This window comes from Caulobacter sp. 05L422 (genome assembly GCF_056397765.1).
In genome coordinates this window covers 1-16,565 of record NZ_JBFTOB010000032.1, presented here as the reverse complement: position 1 = coordinate 16,565, position 16,565 = coordinate 1, and the positions used below count along the sequence as shown (strand labels likewise).

Annotated in this window: 17 protein-coding genes and 2 pseudogenes; 6 read left to right on the top strand and 13 right to left on the bottom strand. The window is 67.9% G+C overall.

Features of this window, described 5'->3' with window-relative positions; translation table 11 throughout:
- The 7 genes from AC1DMQ_RS24135 to AC1DMQ_RS24105 form a co-directional block, all read right to left on the bottom strand.
- Positions 1-996, bottom strand: coding sequence for a D-alanine--D-alanine ligase family protein (locus AC1DMQ_RS24135; protein WP_477036074.1), 996 nt, complete (start codon positions 994-996; stop codon positions 1-3).
- Positions 997-1,007: 11 nt separating this feature from the next.
- Positions 1,008-2,084, bottom strand: coding sequence for a homocysteine S-methyltransferase family protein (locus AC1DMQ_RS24130; RefSeq protein ID WP_477036073.1), 1,077 nt, complete (start codon positions 2,082-2,084; stop codon positions 1,008-1,010).
- Between the two features lie 96 nt (positions 2,085-2,180).
- Positions 2,181-3,056, bottom strand: a complete 876-nt coding sequence (blaCAU, locus tag AC1DMQ_RS24125; RefSeq protein ID WP_477036072.1) for a CAU/MBL1b family subclass B3 metallo-beta-lactamase — start codon at positions 3,054-3,056, stop codon at positions 2,181-2,183.
- Complete coding sequence (gene metF / locus AC1DMQ_RS24120) at positions 3,053-4,024, bottom strand: methylenetetrahydrofolate reductase [NAD(P)H] (RefSeq protein ID WP_477036071.1); 972 nt, start codon at positions 4,022-4,024, stop codon at positions 3,053-3,055. The genes blaCAU and metF overlap by 4 nt, the downstream gene beginning before the upstream one ends.
- Positions 4,021-4,998, bottom strand: coding sequence for an ArsR/SmtB family transcription factor (locus AC1DMQ_RS24115; protein WP_477036070.1), 978 nt, complete (start codon positions 4,996-4,998; stop codon positions 4,021-4,023). Before AC1DMQ_RS24115 ends, metF begins: the two co-directional genes overlap by 4 nt.
- Positions 4,999-5,095: 97 nt before the next feature.
- Positions 5,096-5,470: a VOC family protein gene (locus AC1DMQ_RS24110; protein WP_477036069.1), complete on the bottom strand. Its 375-nt coding sequence runs from the start codon at positions 5,468-5,470 to the stop codon at positions 5,096-5,098.
- Positions 5,471-5,866, bottom strand: coding sequence for a winged helix-turn-helix transcriptional regulator (locus AC1DMQ_RS24105; protein WP_477036068.1), 396 nt, complete (start codon positions 5,864-5,866; stop codon positions 5,471-5,473).
- A gap of 45 nt (positions 5,867-5,911) precedes the next feature.
- Between AC1DMQ_RS24105 and AC1DMQ_RS24100 the strand changes: the two are divergent.
- Both AC1DMQ_RS24100 and AC1DMQ_RS24095 read left to right on the top strand, forming a co-directional pair.
- Positions 5,912-6,247 (top strand): annotated as a pseudogene (locus tag AC1DMQ_RS24100) (carboxymuconolactone decarboxylase family protein); the annotation flags it as partial.
- Positions 6,227-6,454, top strand: coding sequence for a carboxymuconolactone decarboxylase family protein (locus tag AC1DMQ_RS24095; protein ID WP_477036118.1), 228 nt, complete (start codon positions 6,227-6,229; stop codon positions 6,452-6,454). The pseudogene AC1DMQ_RS24100 and the gene AC1DMQ_RS24095, both read left to right, overlap by 21 nt.
- On the opposite strand, the gene AC1DMQ_RS24090 is transcribed toward AC1DMQ_RS24095, so the two are convergent.
- The gene (locus AC1DMQ_RS24090; RefSeq protein WP_477036067.1) at positions 6,451-7,410 is read right to left on the bottom strand and encodes a 2-hydroxyacid dehydrogenase; all 960 of its coding nucleotides are present in this window, start codon (positions 7,408-7,410) and stop codon (positions 6,451-6,453) included. The genes AC1DMQ_RS24095 and AC1DMQ_RS24090 overlap by 4 nt on opposite strands.
- Between AC1DMQ_RS24090 and AC1DMQ_RS24085 the strand changes: the two genes are divergently transcribed.
- Positions 7,409-7,552, top strand: a complete 144-nt coding sequence (locus AC1DMQ_RS24085) for a hypothetical protein (RefSeq protein WP_477036066.1) — start codon at positions 7,409-7,411, stop codon at positions 7,550-7,552. The two genes, AC1DMQ_RS24090 and AC1DMQ_RS24085, sit on opposite strands and share 2 nt — an antisense overlap.
- 151 nt (positions 7,553-7,703) lie before the next feature.
- Positions 7,704-8,129 (top strand): hypothetical protein, encoded by a 426-nt coding sequence (locus AC1DMQ_RS24080; RefSeq protein WP_477036065.1) that lies wholly within the window; start codon positions 7,704-7,706, stop codon positions 8,127-8,129.
- Between the two features lie 66 nt (positions 8,130-8,195).
- On the opposite strand, the gene AC1DMQ_RS24075 is transcribed toward AC1DMQ_RS24080, so the two are convergent.
- The 3 genes from AC1DMQ_RS24075 to ettA are packed head-to-tail and all read right to left on the bottom strand — an operon-like array spanning position 8,196 to position 10,438.
- Entirely contained in the window at positions 8,196-8,528 is a 333-nt protein-coding gene (locus tag AC1DMQ_RS24075) for a DUF5615 family PIN-like protein (RefSeq protein ID WP_477036064.1), read from the bottom strand.
- Positions 8,525-8,755, bottom strand: coding sequence for a DUF433 domain-containing protein (locus AC1DMQ_RS24070; protein ID WP_477036063.1), 231 nt, complete (start codon positions 8,753-8,755; stop codon positions 8,525-8,527). The genes AC1DMQ_RS24075 and AC1DMQ_RS24070 overlap by 4 nt, the downstream gene beginning before the upstream one ends.
- Positions 8,756-8,770: 15 nt before the next feature.
- Positions 8,771-10,438 (bottom strand): energy-dependent translational throttle protein EttA, encoded by a 1,668-nt coding sequence (ettA, locus tag AC1DMQ_RS24065; RefSeq protein WP_477036062.1) that lies wholly within the window; start codon positions 10,436-10,438, stop codon positions 8,771-8,773.
- Between the two features lie 252 nt (positions 10,439-10,690).
- On the opposite strand from ettA, the gene AC1DMQ_RS24060 reads away from it, so the two are divergent.
- Both AC1DMQ_RS24060 and AC1DMQ_RS24055 read left to right on the top strand, forming a co-directional pair.
- Positions 10,691-13,069 (top strand): TonB-dependent receptor, encoded by a 2,379-nt coding sequence (locus tag AC1DMQ_RS24060; RefSeq protein ID WP_477036061.1) that lies wholly within the window; start codon positions 10,691-10,693, stop codon positions 13,067-13,069.
- Positions 13,070-13,377: 308 nt separating this feature from the next.
- Positions 13,378-15,621, top strand: coding sequence for a S9 family peptidase (locus tag AC1DMQ_RS24055; RefSeq protein ID WP_477036060.1), 2,244 nt, complete (start codon positions 13,378-13,380; stop codon positions 15,619-15,621).
- A gap of 48 nt (positions 15,622-15,669) precedes the next feature.
- Here AC1DMQ_RS24055 and AC1DMQ_RS24050 read toward each other — a convergent pair whose 3' ends face one another.
- Together AC1DMQ_RS24050 and AC1DMQ_RS24045 are read right to left on the bottom strand one after the other, a co-directional pair.
- Complete coding sequence (locus tag AC1DMQ_RS24050; protein ID WP_477036059.1) at positions 15,670-16,200, bottom strand: AAA family ATPase; 531 nt, start codon at positions 16,198-16,200, stop codon at positions 15,670-15,672.
- A gap of 184 nt (positions 16,201-16,384) precedes the next feature.
- Positions 16,385-16,494 (bottom strand): annotated as a pseudogene (locus tag AC1DMQ_RS24045) (hypothetical protein); the annotation flags it as partial.
- Positions 16,495-16,565: the final 71 nt, after the last annotated feature.

The following is a 16,565-nucleotide window of genomic DNA, read 5'->3' as shown; positions in this document are numbered from 1 at the left end:
TTAGACCGCCTCGGCTTTGGCGCGGGCGACCGCCAGGGCGATCTGGCCGTCCAGGAAGTCGCGAAACGCGATGCCCTGGGCCTTCAGCGACTTGGGATACAGCGAGGCGGCGGTCATGCCCGGCAGGGTGTTGATCTCCAGGAAGATCGGACCGTTCGGGGTGACGATGAAATCGCTGCGCGAATAGCCGCCCGCCCCCACGGTCTTGTGGGCCTTCAGGGCGGCTTCCTGCATGGCGGCGTTGACGTCGGCTGCGAAGGTGGCCGGGCAGATCTCTTCCGTCGTCTTGGCCAGGTACTTGCCGACATAGTCGAACGCGCCGTCGGCCGGGCGGATCTCGACCGGCGGCAGGGCGAAGACCTTGCCGTCCTGCTCCAGCACGCCGCACGTGGCCTCGGCGCCGGCCACAAAGGGCTCGATCACATAGGCTTCGCGGGCGGCGGCGGCCTTCAGGGTCTCCAGGTCGGCCGCTTCGTTGACGAAGATCAGGCCGTAGCTGGAGCCGTCGGCCACCGGCTTGGCGACCAGCTTGCCGTACTTCGCCAGCGCCGCTTCGGCGTCGGCCAGTTCGACCGTCGACGGCGCGACGACGCCGGCCTTGGCCACGGCGGCCTTGGTGGCGATCTTGTCGAAGGCCAGGCGGCTGGACTTGCTGTCCGAGCCGGTGAAGGCCACGCCGCGCGCCTCGCACAGGGCCGCCAGGTCGCCGTTCTCGGCCGCGCCGCCGTGCATGCCCAGGACCAGCACGCGGTCCTCGGCCTTGGCCCTGTCGAGCGCCGCTTCGATGCCGCCGATCGGCGCGCCCTCGGTGGGCAGGTCGATCTCGAAGGGACGCTCGTGGGCCTGCAGCACGGCGTCGCTGGCCACATAGACCTGGTCGTCGGGGGCCCAGAACCACAGGTCGGCGTCCGGCAGGGCCGTGGACAAGGCCTTGGCGCTGGCCACCGAGACGAGGCGCTCGCGGCTCATGCCGCCGAAAAGAAGGGTCGTACGCATCGTCACTATCTCTAGGCCAGCTCGAACGGTTCCAGGCCCGCCAGGCGCATGGCCTTCGGACGCTCGGGGATGGCGCGGGGCTTCACGCCGCGCACTTCGTCGGCCACGTGCTTGATGTGGTCCGGCGTCGTGCCGCAGCAGCCGCCCAGGATGTTGACGATGCCGTCCTTGGCCCACTCGTGCAGCTGGTGGCCGGTCTGGTGCGGCTCCTCGTCATACTCGCCCATGGCGTTGGGCAGGCCGGCGTTGGGATAGGCGGCCACCAGGGTGTCGGCGATGCGGGCCATCTCGGCGATGTGCGGGCGCATCAGGTCCGCGCCCAGGGCGCAGTTGAAGCCCACGGCGAACGGCTTGCAGTGCTTGATCGAGTTCCAGAACGCCTCGGCCGTCTGGCCCGACAGGGTGCGGCCCGAGCGGTCGGTGATGGTGCCGCTGATCCAGATCGGCAGCTCCTCGTAGCCCTCGTCGACCAGGTCCATGATCGCCTTGATCGCGGCCTTGCAGTTGAGGGTGTCGGTGATGGTCTCGATCAGGAACAGGTCCACGCCGCCGTCGTGCAGCGCGGCCACCTGCTCGCGATAGGCCTGGTAGACCTGGTCGAAGGTCACCTTGCGCGCGCCAGGATCGTTCACGTCCGACGACATCGACAGCATCACGTTCAGCGGACCGATCGAGCCGGCCACGAAGCGCGGCTTTTCCGGCTCCTTGGCCAGCCACTCGTCGGCCACCGAGCGGGCGATGCGGGCGCCCTCGTAGTTGATGTCGCGCACCACGTCGGTTCCGAGGCGATAGTCGGCCTGGGCGATGGTGGTGCCCGAGAAGGTGTTGGTCTCTGAGATGTCGGCGCCGGCCGCGAAATACTGGTGATGCAGGTCGGCGACGATGTCCGGCCGCGTCAGGCACAGGATGTCGTTGTTGCCCTTCATCTGGCCGTCGTAGTCGGCGAAGCGCTCGGCGCGGTAGTCGGCCTCGGAGAGCTTGCGCTTCTGGAACATCACGCCCCACGAGCCGTCGAGGATCAGGATGCGTTCCTTGGCGGCGGCCTTGAGGGCGGCGACGCGCCCCGCACGGGTGGTGAGATCGGTCATGGTCGGCTCCTGCCGGAGGATCGGGCTCCGGCCGTTCGGGTCTTTCTAGCGCTTCGCGGGGAAGCGGGACTCAATTCTGCTGGCCGGGGGCCAGCGTCACGGTTTGCGCGCGCTCTGCTGGCGCGCCAGTTCCTTGTCGAACGCTTCCTCCGAGGCGGTGGCGTAGCGGGCGAGTTCGGTCGGGTCGATGAAGGCGTTCACGTCGCCGGCCAGCATCTTCTTGCGCTTGGCCAGCAGGCCGCCCTGCTCCTCGTGGCTGGGCAGCATCACGTCGGTGGGCAAGACCTTGAGCGCGGCGAAGGTGGCGCGGTAGTCGGCGACGATGGTCTTGTAGGTCTTGTTGCCCACCAGCACGTTGCCCGCCACCGAGGTCGAGCAGTTGAAGGTGACGTTCAGCGGCCGGCCGCGGTCGACCACCTGGGTGGTCCAGGTGGTGCAGCCGATCGTATGGCCCGGCGTCAGGTGGGCGATCAGGACGTTCTCGCCCAGCTTCAGCTTCTGTCCGTCGCCGAACGCCTTGTCGACCTTGACCGCCGCGAACGGCGTCAGGCCGTTGTCGTTGTCGCCGAAGTGCTGGCCCTTCTTCAGGGCCGGCTCGTCCGCGCGCGACGCCCAGACCTTGGCGCCGGTGTCGGCTTTCAGCTGGGCCAGTCCGCCGGCGTGGTCGAAATGGGCGTGGGTGTTGATCAGGACCTTCACGTCCGAGAGCTTGAAGCCCAGAGCCTGGATATTGGCCTCGATCAGCTTCGCGCCCGCCGCCGACGGACCGCTGTCCAGCAGCACATGGCCTTCCGACGACGAGATCAGCCAGGCCGACAGCCCTTCGGAGCCGACATAGTAGATATTGCCGACCACGCGATAGGGGCGGATCGGCTTGGACCAGTTCGCCGGATCGTCGGCGAACGCCGTCGCCCCCGGGATCACGGTCGCCAGGGTGAAGGCCGCCAGAAGGATCGACGCCGTCCGTTTCACGCCGCGGCCTCCGCCGAGATCGGGGACGGGGCCGGCGCGGTCTCGCGCACGCCCAGCACGCGGCAGATCGCATAGACCAGGTCGGCCCGGTTCAGGGTGTAGAAGTGGAAGTCGCTGAAGCCCTGCTCCTGCAGCTTGGCGCACATCTCGGCGGCCACCGAGCAGGCCAGCAGGCGGCGGGTGTCGGCGTCCTCGTCCAGGCCGTCGAAGATGTTGGCCAGCCAGGCCGGCACCGCCGTCTGGCAGGCGGCCGACATCTTCACCAGGCCCTTGAAGTTGGTCACCGGCATGATGCCCGGCACGATCGGGATGGTGATCCCGGCGGCCCGCACCTTGTCGACGAACCGCAGGAAGGCGTCGGTGTCGAAGAAGAACTGGCTGATGGCCAGGGTGGCGCCGGCGTCGACCTTGGCCTTCAGCACCTCGATGTCGTGCTCGATCGAGGGGCTCTCGGGATGCTTTTCCGGATAGACGCCGACCAGCACGTTGAACGGCGCGATCGAGGTCAGGGCCGCGGTCAGTTCGGTGGCGTTCTTGTAGCCGTCCTCGCGGGGCACGTAGACGCCGCCGATGCCGCCCTCGCCGGGAGGCGGGTCGCCCCGCAGCGACACCACGTGGCGCACGCCGGTCTCCCAGTATTCGCGGATCACCTCGTCCACCTCCGCGCGGCTGGCGCCGACGCAGGTCAGGTGGGCGGCCGGCTTGAGGGTGGTCTCCTCGAGGATGCGCTTGACCGTGCGGTGCGTGCGCTCGCGCGTCGAGCCGCCGGCCCCGTAGGTGACCGAGACGAAGGCCGGGTCCAGCGGGGCCAGGCGCTTGATCGCCGCCCACAGGTTCTCTTCCATCTGCTCGGTCTTCGGCGGGAAGAACTCGAACGAGACGCGCGGGCGGTCGGTGCGCTCGCCGGCGCGGGCGACGGGACCGAGGACGCGGCGGGGAGCCAAGGGGCTGGCGGGAACGGTCGTCATGCTGCGCTTCTTTCGGCGTTTCGAACGGCTGGGCGGCGAGCCGTCCAGATCTTGACGGTGAGCCCCTCGTCGGAATGCGACGGCAGGGCGATGTTGGCGTCCAGGACCAGGCCGGCGGCCTCGATCCAGGGGATGATCTCGGCGTCGGCGAAGCCGAGGCGACGGTGCTGGTGGTTCTCGCGCAGGAACTCGTGATCGTGCGGCGCGAAGTCGGCGATCAGCAACACGCCGCCGTCCGCCACCAGCCGCGCGGCCTCGGAGACCGCCGCGGCGGGATCGCCCAGATAGTGCAGCACCTGATGGACGGTCACCAGATCGGCGCAGCCGCTGGGCAGGCCGGTGGCGAAGATGTCGCCGTGGCGCAGTTCGCACTGGACGAGGCCGGCCTTGGCCACCTCGTCGCGGGCGATGTTGAGCATCTGCTGGGACAGGTCCAGGCCCAGGGCGGTTCCGGCGCGCTTGCCCAGCAGGGTCAGCATGCGGCCCGACCCGGCGCCCAGGTCGACCATCTCGTCGAAGGGCCCCTCGCCGGCCGCCTGCAGGATGGCGGCCTCGACCTCGGCCTCGTCGACGTACAGCGAGCGGATCTCGTTCCAGCGCGCGGCGTTGCGGGCGAAATAGGATTGGGCGCCGGCCGTGCGTTCGGCGCGCACCAGGGCCAGTCGCTCGGCGTCGCCCAGGGCGACGGGGTCCTGCGGATCGATCAGGTCCAGGGCCTGGTCGATCACGGCGCGACCGGGCGACTTCAGGGCCAGGCGGTAGAACACCCAGGCGCCGTCGGGAAAGCGCTCGACCAGCCCGGCCTCGGCCAGCAGCTTCAGATGGCGAGAGACTCGGGGCTGGCTCTGGTCCAGAATCCGGCACAGCTCCAGCACCGACAGCTCTTCGGCCGCGAGCAGGGCCAGCACGCGCAGGCGGGTCGACTCCCCCGCCGCGCGCAGCAGATCCACGACCTGTTCGGACGACACTTTCATAAGGACATAAAGATATCTTTATGTCCGATTTGGCAAGCTAAATCCGTACCCGCCCCGCTCGCGAAGCATCCCCGTTCAAGCGGGCCGGCGCGGTAAACTATGCCTCGGAAGATACCTTGGAAGGCTCCCAAAGCTCAATCTTCACCCCGGCCGGGTCGATGAGCCAGGCGAACCGCCCCATGTCCTCGTCCTGACGCCCGGTCGGCTCGACGCCTTCGGCGGCCGCCTTGGCCAGCACGCCGTCCAGGTCGTCGACGATGTAGTTGATCATGAACGGCGCTTGCGACGGCTCGAAGTAGCGGGTGTCGGCGGCGAACGGCGACCAGTTGGCGACGCCGACCTTCGGATGCTTGAAGATCACCCCGCCCCAGTCGGACACGTCGAAGCCCAGCACCCGGGCGTACCAGGCACGGACCGCGTCGGGGTCCTCCGCCTTGAAGAACACCCCGCCCAAGCCCAGCACCTTGGCCATCTAGATCTCCCTCGTCCCGGCGCACGGATCGTGCGCGCCCAGATCCTCGGCCCAAGCTTGCGACCAGGCCTGCAGCGGCGCAAGGGCGTCCAGCAGCTGGGCTCCGCGCGGGGTCAGGCGATAGCCGCTGGCCTGGTCGACCACCCCGGCCGCCCGCAGCTCGCCCAGGCGGGCGTTCAACGTGCCCGGCGGCAGCTCGGCCGCCGCCTGCAAGGCGCGAAAGGTCAGGACCGCGCCGTCGCGCAGTTCCCAGAGGATCCGCAACGCCCCGCGCCGACCCATCAGGTCCAGCGCCGCCATGACCGGCCGACCGGTCGTCGAACCCCGCACCGGCGCACCCGGCAGCGGCGCCGTGACGGACGCTTCAATTTCTGTAGCGGACTCGGATTTCGCCATGATACAGATTCTGTAGCACGCCCTCGTGCGTTCAGGGAGACCGCCATGTCCGCCCGTATCACGCCCGCCAAACCGCCCTACCCCGCCGCCGTCCAGGAAACCCTCGACCATCTGAAGACGCCCGGCGACCAGCCGCTGTCGCTGTTCCGCACTCTGGCCCGCGACGCGCGGCTGTTCGCCCGTTTCACCGGCGGCGGTCTGCTCGACGAGGGCCATCTCGGCCTGGCCGAGCGCGAGATCGTCATCCACCGGATCTGCGCCCTGAACGGCGCGGCCTACGAGTGGGGCGTGCACGCGGCGATCTTCGCCGAGGCGGCGGGACTGGACACCGAGCGGCTGACGGCCACCACGACGCCGGGCGTGGCCGCCTGCTGGACGCCGCGCGAGGCCCTGCTGATCGCGTTCTGCGATGCGGTCAACGCCAAGGCCGACATCGACGACGCTCTTTGGGCTCGCCTGTCGGAGGCCTTCGCCGAGGAGGCGCGGATCGAGCTGATGATGCTGGCCGGCTTCTACCGGACGGTCAGCCTGCTGACGAACGGTCTGCGGTTGGCGCCGGAGCCGTTCGCGGCGGCCTTTCCGGCCTAAGCGTCGACCGGTGAAGCCAGGCCTTCGCCCTTGAAGAACCGGCGCAGGTTCTCGACCGTCAGCCCGACCATGGCCGGGATGCTGTCCAGCGTGGCGCCGGCCGTGTGGGGCGTCAGCACGGTGTGCGGCACGCCCGCCCAGCGCGCGGCGGGCGTCGGCTCGTGGTCGAACACGTCCAGCCCGGCCATGCCCAGCCGGCCGTCCTTGAGGGCGGCGATCAGGGCGTCCTCGTCGACGAGCGAGCCGCGCGCCACATTGACCAGCAGGCCCTGCGGCCCCAGCGCCTCGATGACCGCCTGGTTGATCATGTGGCGGTTGGTGGCGTCCGGACGGGCGCAGACCACCAGGATGTCGCTGTCCTTGGCCAGGTCGAGCAGGCTCTTGGCGCGTGGACGCTCGGTCTCCTTGGGACGCGGCGCCCACCACGAGACCTTCAGCTCGAAGGCCTCCAGGCGCTGGGCCACCGCCTCGCCGATATGGCCCAGGCCGACGATGCCGGCCTTGCGGCCGCGCAGGCCGTGGCGGGGACTCATCCGCTCCATGCTGGTCCAATGGCCGCTGCGCAGCTTCTGGTCGCCCTCGACGATGCCGCGCCAGGCGGCCAGCACCAGGCCCACGGCATGGTCGGCGACGTCGGCGGCGTTCAGGCCGGTCGAGTGGGTGACGGCGATGCCGTGCTGCTTGCACCACGGCACGTCGACGCCGTCATAGCCGACGCTGACGCAAGCGATCAGGCCCAACCGGGGCATCTCGACCAGCAGGTCCTTGGTCAGGACCATTTCGCCCGCGTGGACGATGGCCCGCACCTGTCGCCCCGGCCCGTCCAGGAACGCTAGGCGGTCGGGATAGTCCCACAGCCGGTGCACCTGGTACGCCCCCTCGAGAAGCGGCTGCAGCGGCATCAGCATCTCGTGCGAAAGGACGATGTGGGGCTTCTCGACGGGCGTTTGGGGCATGCTTTTCTCCATCCCGGACAACGCGCGCGGCCAACGCAGGCCACGCATCCGCGATCTGTTCCTGAAAGATCGGGATCAGTTTCGCCAGATCAAGCTACTCCAGTTCCTGGCGAACGCCATTGCCCGCCGGGTCCCGGAATAGTGATCGCGGGCGAGGAACCGGCCAGCGAAACCCGCCGCGCGCGCCCCGGGTTCCGCGCGCGGAAAAGGCCAAGCTGTGAACTGCGGTCACGCTGAGGGGTTTTGCTAAGCGACGCGATCAGTGTGGACGCGCCAGTTCTGGAGAGAATCCCATGATGATCAGAACGCTCGCCGCCGGCGCCGCGCTGGCCATGCTTGTCGCCGGCGGCGCTTCCGCCGGTACGCACAAGGGCTCGACGGCCTCGACCAGCCCCAAGCAGCCGATCCCCTACGCCCAGCTCGACGCCTATCTGAAGGCCTCGCCCAAGGAACGGGCCAGCAAGGACTGGTGGAGCGGCTCGGCCTCGACCGGCATGTCGGCCGACACCTCGGCCACCACGTCGACCACGACCACCACCACGACCACCCCGGCGCCCGACACCTCGGTGAACCCGCCGGCTTCGACCAGCATGCCCTCGGACTCCTCGACCAGCATGCCCTCCACGCCGCCGACCATGCCGGAATCCTCGACCCCGGCCCCGGGCTCGAACCTCCCCGGCTCGACCACGACGCCCGGCGCGCCGACCGAACCGAAGTAGGACCAACGAAAACGGGGCGGCCCTCGCAGGCCGCTCCGCCTCGTGTTCGACAGGAAAATCAACTGGTTAGATGCGAACCTCGACGACGAATTCGCCTTCCGTCAACCGATCGACGACACCCGCCCAGGCGCGGCGCACGATATCATAGAGCGCAGCGTTGGCGCAGTTTCCGACTCGCAACCTGACGAGCGCCGTTCCGGCCGCGCCCCGCGCGACAAAACCAATGAAATCGCTGTCCTTGCTCACGATCACGGCCCCGAGCGATTCCGCCGTACGCCAGATCAACTGATCCGAAGCCATGGACAGGCCCAGTTGCTTGACGTGAAGCGCCTCGTGCCCAAGAGCGCTCAGCACCTCCGTCAGGCCGACAGGCAGGTTCTGATCGATCAGAAACTTCAAGCGGCGACGGTCACCGAAGCGTGGTCGAGCTCCTGCGCCGCGTAGGTGAGACTGGCCCGAATGTCGTCCGCCTCGAGTTCCTCGTAGTCGGCGAGGATTTCAGCCTCGGACATCCCGCCCGCGAGCCAGCCCAGGATGTCGCCCACGGTGATGCGCATGTGGCGGATGCAGGGGCGTCCGCCGCGCTTGCCGTCTTCGATGGTGATGCGGGACAGGAGATCGCTCATGCCCCGCACCTTACACTAGCGGGCGAACTTCTGGAACTTGATGCGCTTGGGGATCAGACTGTCGGCGCCCAGGCGGCGCTTCTTGTCTTCCTCGTACATCTCGAAGTTGCCTTCGAACCATTCGACGTGGCTGTCGCCCTCGAAGGCCAGGATGTGGGTCGCCAGGCGGTCCAGGAACCAGCGATCGTGGCTGATGACCACGGCGCAGCCGGCGAACTCTTCCAGGGCCTCTTCCAGGGCCTGCAAGGTTTCGATGTCCAGGTCGTTGGTCGGTTCGTCGAGCAGCAGCAGGTTGCCGCCGGTCGCCAGGGTCTTGGCCAGGTGGACGCGGTTGCGCTCACCGCCCGACAGCAGGCCGACCTTCTTCTGCTGGTCGGCGCCCTTGAAGTTGAAGCTGCCGACATAGGCGCGGCTGTTGATCTCGCGCTTGCCGACGACCATCACGTCGGTGCCGCCCGAGACTTCCTGCCAGATGGTCTTGTTCGGATCCAGAGCGTCGCGGCTCTGGTCGACATACGACAGCTTGACGGTTTCGCCGACCTTGACCGTGCCCTGGTCGGGCTGCTCGCGGCCGGTGATCAGCTTGAACAGCGTCGACTTGCCGGCGCCGTTCGGGCCGATGACGCCGACGATGCCGTTGGGCGGCAGCTTGAACGACAGGTCCTTGAACAGCACCTTGTCGCCGTATTCCTTTTCCAGGCCTGAGACTTCCAGCACCAGGTTGCCCAGGCGCGGGCCGGGCGGGATCTGGATGTGGGCCTGGGTCTGGGCGGCGCGGGCGTTCTCCTGCGCCGAAACCATTTCCTCGTAGCTCGCCAGGCGGGCCTTGGACTTGGACTGACGGGCCTTGGGCGAGCTGCGGACCCATTCCAGTTCGCGGGTCAGCGCGCGCTGGCGGCTGTCGGACTCCGACTGCTCCTGCACGACGCGCTTGGTCTTCTGCTCCAGCCAGCCGGAATAGTTGCCTTCGTAGGGGATGCCCTTGCCGCGATCGAGCTCGAGCGTCCACTTGGTGACCTGATCCAGGAAGTAGCGATCGTGGGTGACCAGGATCACGCAGCCCGGGAAGTTTTCCAGGTGATGCTGCAGCCAGGCCACCGACTCGGCGTCCAGGTGGTTGGTCGGTTCGTCCAGCAGCATGATGTCGGGCTTGCTGAGCAGTAGGCGCGCCAGGGCGATGCGGCGCTTCTCACCGCCCGACAGGCTGTCGATGTTGGCGTCGTTGGGCGGGCAGCGCAGCGCGTCGATGGCCATCTCGACCTTGGAGTCGATGTCCCACAGGTCGCGGGCGTCGATGATCTCCTGGAGCTTGGTCATCTCCTCCATCAGCTCGTCGGAATATTCCTCGCCGAGCTTGTTGGCGGCCGCGTTGTAGCGGTCGAAGATCTGCTTGTCCTCGCAGTCGGCGATGACGTTGCCCCAGACGTCGAGCGTAGGGTCCAGCACCGGCTCCTGCGGGAGGTAACCGCGGCGGATGCCGTCGGCGGCCTTGGCCTCGCCCGAGAATTCCTTGTCGATCCCGGCCATCACCTTCAGCAGGGTCGACTTACCCGAGCCGTTAACGCCCACGACGCCGATCTTGGCGTCGGAGTAGAACGACAGCCAGATGTTCTCGAAGACCTTCTTGCCGCCGGGATAGGCCTTGGTCAGGCCTTGCATCTGGAAAATATATTGCTGAGCCATGGGGGGCGTTGGTTCTCGCTGGTCAGATCGGGGAAGATCTTGGGGATCAGGGGTCGGGCGCTCAGATAGCCTTCGGGGCGGGATTCCGCAATGCGCAGGGGGCTCGCGGCGGTGCGACAGCCTGTCATCCGGCCGTCGCCGGACCGTCCGCAACCTGACATGGAACTGTCGAAACTCTGTCGCCGAGCACTGTTACCGCAGATCACTAAGCCGGCGCCGCTCCCCTTGAGCGCCGGCGTGGGGATTCAAATCATGAAACGACACCTGATGCTGGGCGGGGCCTTGTGCGCCCTGCTGTCGGCCACGCCGCTCCTGGCCCTGGCCGCCGAAACCGCGCCCGCCGCGGCCCCCGCCGACGCCGCTCCGGCGGACGCCAACGAAGTCGACGCCGTCATCGTGCTGGGCCAGGGCCAGAGCCGCCAGGTCCAGACGATCACCACCACCCAGATCGAAGTCCTGGCCGCCGGTTCCAGCCCGCTGCGCGCGATCGAGAAACTGCCGGGCGTCAGCTTCCAGTCGGCCGACGCGTTCGGCGCCTACGAGTGGTCGACCCGCGTCGCCATCCGCGGCTTCGACCAGAGCCGCCTGGGCTTCACGCTGGACGGCGTGCCGCTGGGCGACATGAGCTACGGCAACTACAACGGCTTGCACATCAGCCGCGCCGTCACCAGCGAAGACCTGGGCAAGGTCGAGCTGGCCCAGGGCGCCGGCTCGCTGTCGACCGCCTCGACCTCGAACCTGGGCGGCACGCTGCAGTTCTTCACCCGCGACCCGTCGCGCGAGTTCCACGTCCAGACCAACGCCACGGTCGGTTCGGACTCGATGTACCGGGTGTTCGGCCGCATCGACACCGGCGCGATCGAAAGCCTGGGCGGCCTGCGCGCCTACATCTCGGGCGTCGACCAGAAGGCCGACAAGTGGAAGGGCGGCAGCGAGCAGAAGCAGCGCCAGTTCGACGCCAAGGTCGTGCTGCCCCTGGGCGAGACCGGCTCGCTGACCGCGTTCTATAACCACTCCGAGCGCCGCGAGCAGGACTACCAGGACATGTCGTTCGACATGATCAAGCGCCTGGGCCGCGACTGGGACAACTTCCAGCCCGACTGGAACAAGGCCGTCGGCGTCGCCACGGTGCTGAACAACCCGGCCAACTACGCGGGCCCGAACCCGATCCTGAACGGCGGCTACTGGACCGGCGTGGGGACCAACCCCTACGCCCAGTACGGCGTGGCCACGCCTGACGACGCCTATTACGCCGGCGCCGGCATCCGCGACGACGACATCTACGCCGTCACGCTGAAGCACGACCTGGGCGAAATGGCCCGCTTCGACCTGACCGGCTACGGCCACAAGAACGAAGGCCAGGGCCTGTGGTACACGCCCTACACGGTCAGCCCCGGCTACGGCACGGCCGGATCGAACGCCGCCCCGCTGTCGATCCGCACCACCGAATACGACATCGATCGCAAGGGTCTGATCGGCAACGTCTATGTCGATCTGGGCGGCCACGCGATCAGCGCCGGCTTCTGGACCGAGGACAACGATTTCCACCAGGCTCGCCGGTTCTACGCCGAGACCCTGTCTTCCCCGTCGCGCGACCCGCTGGACTTCCAGTCCAACCCGTTCCTGACCTCGTGGGAATACAAGTTCAACACCAAGACCACGACCGGCTACATCCAGGACGTCTGGACCGTGACCGACGCCCTGAAGGTCAATTTCGGCTTCAAGGCCCTGAAGGTCGAGAACGAGGTCAAGTCGATCGTCGGCGCGGTGAACGGCAAGATCGAGTCCAAGGACAGCTTCCTGCCCCAGGTCGGCGCCGTCTATAGCCTGAACAACGGCGTGGAGTTCTTCGCCGGCTACACCGAGAACATGGCCGCCTTCGTGTCGGCCGCGACCTCGGGTCCGTTCGCCTCGCAGAACCAGACCGTCGTCGACTACATCCGCGACAACCTCGAGCCCGAGACCTCCAAGACCTTCGAAGGCGGCGTCCGCCTCAAGACCGACCGCTTCCAAGGCGTGGCGGCGGTCTATCACGTCGACTTCGAGAACCGCCTGGACAGCGCCAGCACGGCTCCGCCGATCCTGGGCCTGCCGGCCGTTCTGTCGAACGTCGGCGCGGTCGAGACCAAGGGGATCGAGCTGGCCGGCCAGTACCGCCTGACCGACGCCTGGTCGCTGTACGGCTCCTACGCCTACAACGACTCCGTCTACCAGGACGACGTCCCCGGCGCCGGCGGCGCGGTAGCGATGCACACCAAGGACAAGGACGTGGTCTTCACGCCCAAGCATCTGTTCAAGGCCGTCCTGGGCTACGACAACGGCCCGGGCCTCTTCGCCAATCTCGGCGTCAGCTACACCAGCTCGCGCTGGTACACGTTCGAGAACGACGGCGGCAACGTCGAGGGCTTCACGGTGGCCGACCTGACGGTGGGCTACCGCTTCGACGGCGGCGACAACGCCTGGCTGCGCGGCCTGGAGGTTCAGGCCAACATCACCAACCTGACCGACGAGGACTACATCTCGACGGTGGGTTCGGGCGGCGCGGCCAAGGCCGACCCGGGCGGCACGGCCATGACCCTGCTGCCGGGCGCCCCGCGCCAGGGCTACGTGACGATCCGCAAGCGGTTCTAGGACCGCGGCGTCACTGACGAAGCGAAGGGCCGGAGGGAAACCTCCGGCCCTTTTTTCATGCGCTCCGCCAGGGTCGCGCCCAAAAAGAAAGCCCGGCCAAAAAGACCGGGCTTGAAGTCATTAGGGAGGAAACGCCCAGGAAGGGCAGAGGCGCTCGGCGCCTCACGGACGAGCTGTTACCGCTAACACCGGTGTCATTGCAAGCGATTCCATCGAGGCGCGGCGAGCTGACGCACCTGCGGCCACGACAAGGGCGAGCCAAACTTCCCTGCTGACAACAGTCACGCTCGCCGATAGCGTCCCGCGCCATGATCAGACCCTCGCTCCTGGCCATCGCGGCCTGCCTCGCCCTGTCGTCGCCTGTGTTGGCGGAAAAACTGACCCCGGAGCGGATCTTCGCCGACCCGGCCTTGAACGGTCCCACCGCCAAGGGCGTGGCCCTGTCGCCGGACGGCAAGCGCGTCACCTATCTGAAGGGCAAGGCCGAGGCGGCCAACGTCCAGGACCTGTGGGCGGCCGACATCAAGGGCGGCGAGCCCTATCGCCTGATCGACTCGGCGGCCCTGTCGGCCGGCGGCAAGGAACTGTCGGAAGCCGAGAAGGCCCGACGTGAACGCGCCCGCGTCTCGGCCCGCGGCATCGTCGAATACAGCTGGGACAAGGAAGGCCGCTTCATCCTGGTGCCGCTGGACGGCGACCTCTATCTGGACAGCGTCGCCGACGGCAAGGTCAGCCGCCTGACCCAGACCCCCGGCGACGAGGTCGACGCCAAGGTCTCGCCCAAGGGCGGCTTCGTCTCCTACGTCCGCGACCAGAACCTCTACATCAAGCCCCTAAATCGGGGGGCGACCGGCGACGCCGAGAAGGCCCTGACGACCGAGGGCAAGGACGCCCTGTCGTTCGGCACGGCCGAGTTCGTCGCCCAGGAGGAAATGGACCGCTTCACCGGCTACTGGTGGAACCCCGCCGAAACCAGCATCGCCTACACCCGCGTCGACGAGAGCACCGTCGACGTGATCCCGCGCGCCGACATCGGTCCGGGCGGCGCCACGGTGGTCGAGCAGCGCTATCCGCGCGCCGGCCGCCCGAACGCCGTGGTCGACCTGTTCGTCCAGGACCTGGCCACCGGCAAGGTCGTGCAGATCGACCTGGGCCCCAACAAGGACATCTATGTCGCCCGCGTCGACTGGTCGGCCGACGGCAAGACCCTGTACGTCCAGCGCCAGACCCGCGACCAGAAGACCGTCGAGCTGATCGCCTACGACCCGGCCAAGGGCTCCAATCAGATGGTTGGGGGCAAGACGATCCTGACCGAGACCGACGCCCACTGGATCGAGCTGAACGACGACTTCCATCCGCTGAAGGACGGCAGCTTCCTGTGGTCGTCCGAGAAGTCGGGCTACAACCACCTCTACCACTACGCCGCCGGCGGCAAGCTGATCGCCCAGGTCACCCAGGGCGACTGGCCGATCACCGCGCTGGAAGGCGTCGACGAAGCTCGCAAGATCGCGATCTTCTCCGCCTCGATCGACACCCCGCTGGAACGCCGAATCTACGAGGTCAGCTACGCCAAACCCGGCAAGCCCAAGGCCCTGACCCCGGCCGGCGGCTGGTGGACCGCCAAGGTCGCCGAGGCGGGCAACGCCTTCACGGCCGGCTACAGCGATCCCAAGACCCCGCCCCAGACCGCGCTCTATGACGCCACGGGCAAGCGCGTGCGCTGGATCGAGGAGAACAAGCTCGACGCCAGCCACCCCTACGGCCCCTACGCCGCCACCTTGCCCGTTCCGGAGTACGGCACGCTGAAGGCGTCCGACGGCGAGGTGCTGAACTACGAGATCCTCAAGCCGGTCGGCTTCGACCCGGCCAAGAAGTATCCGGCCATCGTCTCGGTCTATGGCGGCCCGCACGCCCAGACCGTCAGTCGGTCCTGGCAGAAGGTCGGCGAGCGGCCCTATCTCGAGGACGGCTACGTCATCTTCAAGCTGGACAACCGCGGCAGCAGCAACCGCTCCGCCAAGTTCAAGCGCGCCCTGGACCGCCGCATGGGCACGGTCGAGGTCGAGGACCAGCTGGCCGGCGCCAAGTTCCTGGCGGGCCTGCCCTATGTCGACGCCGACAAGCTGGGCGTGATGGGCTGGTCGTACGGCGGGTTCATGACCCTGATGCTGCTGACCGCGCCGGACACCCCGTTCAAGGCGGGCGCGGCCGGCGCGCCGCCGACCGAGTGGGGCCTCTACGACACCCACTACACCGAGCAGTTCATGGGCAAGCCGGACGAGAATAAGGAAGGCTACGCCAATTCCGACGCGCTCAATCGTCTGAAGAACCTGAAGCCGGACAGCCTGCTGCTGCTGCACGGCATGGCCGACGACAACGTCATCTTCGAAAACAGCACCCGCCTGATCGCGGCGATGCAGAAGAACGCCATCCCGTTCGAGATGATGCTCTATCCGGGCGAGCGCCACAGCGCGCCCGGCAGCAAGACCAAGGGCCTGCACGTGCTGAAGACGCACCTGGAGTTCTTCGATCGCCAGTTGAAGGGCGAATAGACGTCGGCTGGCACGGCTGGGGACACGCGCGCGTGTCCCCAGCGCTTCCTAGACCTCCAACACCTCCAGCAGGACGTCGGCGCGCGCGGCGACGTCGATCTTGGGCAGGATCGAGACCGCGTAGTCCAGCGCCGCATAGGCCTCCAGCAACCGCCCATACTCCGCCCGTGCCGCCTCGAACCCGTGGGGCCGCTCGGGGTCGTTGACATAGATCTCCGGCCAGGGCGGCGTCAGGAACACCTGTCGGTGATAGCGATGGGCGCGGCCCAGCCGCTGCAGCACGGCCTCGCCCGTCGCATGCTCCAGGGCGGCCGCCGCGTCGACCAGGCCCCGGTCGAAGAACACCCAGCCATCCAGGCGCTCGGCCTCGTCCCGATCAGCCAGCGCCATAGCCACGGCTCGCTGCGCGAACGCCGCCGCGTCGACCCATGGCAAGGCCGCGCCGTCGCCGGTCAGTTCCGCCCGCACGATCCGCCGGCCGGGCTCCTCGACCACGGCGAGGCCGCGCCGCTTCAGCTCGTCCAGCAGGGTAGACTTGCCGCCGCTGGAGCAGCCGGAGATCACGACGAAACGATTCAAGTTCGAACTCCTGCGCTGTTGTCTACGTCGTCCCTTGCGAGCCGGGGCGATGGAACGCCCTCCTTTCACCCTCTCCCGGAGGGGAGAGGGAGGGGGCAAGGGCGCTTATGCTCGGCGTTCAGCAAACAAACCCCCGCGATTTCAACGCCCTGAACTTTCTCGACCCGGGTCTGTGCTCACCCCTTCAAAGCGCCCATATCCTGATMTCACCTCGTTGCAGGGAAAGGGCGCATGGCCAGCGACCGATGCGGCGGCGGGGGGCGATCGAGCGGGACTGGGCTGGAGGGGGTTACTTCAGCGTGTCCGGGGAGCCTGGCGTTGCAGGCCCCGCCCGCCGTCGGCGTCGAACGGGGACAAAGCGCGTG

Coding starts and splice junctions, on each gene's coding strand:
- AC1DMQ_RS24135 (WP_477036074.1), bottom strand. CDS start 996: ATGCGTACGACCCTTCTTTTCGGCGGCATGAGCCGCGAGCGCCTCGTC.
- AC1DMQ_RS24130 (WP_477036073.1), bottom strand. CDS start 2,084: ATGACCGATCTCACCACCCGTGCGGGGCGCGTCGCCGCCCTCAAGGCC.
- metF (WP_477036071.1), bottom strand. CDS start 4,024: ATGACGACCGTTCCCGCCAGCCCCTTGGCTCCCCGCCGCGTCCTCGGT.
- AC1DMQ_RS24115 (WP_477036070.1), bottom strand. CDS start 4,998: ATGAAAGTGTCGTCCGAACAGGTCGTGGATCTGCTGCGCGCGGCGGGG.
- AC1DMQ_RS24110 (WP_477036069.1), bottom strand. CDS start 5,470: ATGGCCAAGGTGCTGGGCTTGGGCGGGGTGTTCTTCAAGGCGGAGGAC.
- AC1DMQ_RS24105 (WP_477036068.1), bottom strand. CDS start 5,866: ATGGCGAAATCCGAGTCCGCTACAGAAATTGAAGCGTCCGTCACGGCG.
- AC1DMQ_RS24085 (WP_477036066.1), top strand. CDS start 7,409: ATGCTTTTCTCCATCCCGGACAACGCGCGCGGCCAACGCAGGCCACGC.
- AC1DMQ_RS24090 (WP_477036067.1), bottom strand. CDS start 7,410: ATGCCCCAAACGCCCGTCGAGAAGCCCCACATCGTCCTTTCGCACGAG.
- AC1DMQ_RS24080 (WP_477036065.1), top strand. CDS start 7,704: ATGATGATCAGAACGCTCGCCGCCGGCGCCGCGCTGGCCATGCTTGTC.
- AC1DMQ_RS24070 (WP_477036063.1), bottom strand. CDS start 8,755: ATGAGCGATCTCCTGTCCCGCATCACCATCGAAGACGGCAAGCGCGGC.
- ettA (WP_477036062.1), bottom strand. CDS start 10,438: ATGGCTCAGCAATATATTTTCCAGATGCAAGGCCTGACCAAGGCCTAT.
- AC1DMQ_RS24060 (WP_477036061.1), top strand. CDS start 10,691: ATGAAACGACACCTGATGCTGGGCGGGGCCTTGTGCGCCCTGCTGTCG.
- AC1DMQ_RS24055 (WP_477036060.1), top strand. CDS start 13,378: ATGATCAGACCCTCGCTCCTGGCCATCGCGGCCTGCCTCGCCCTGTCG.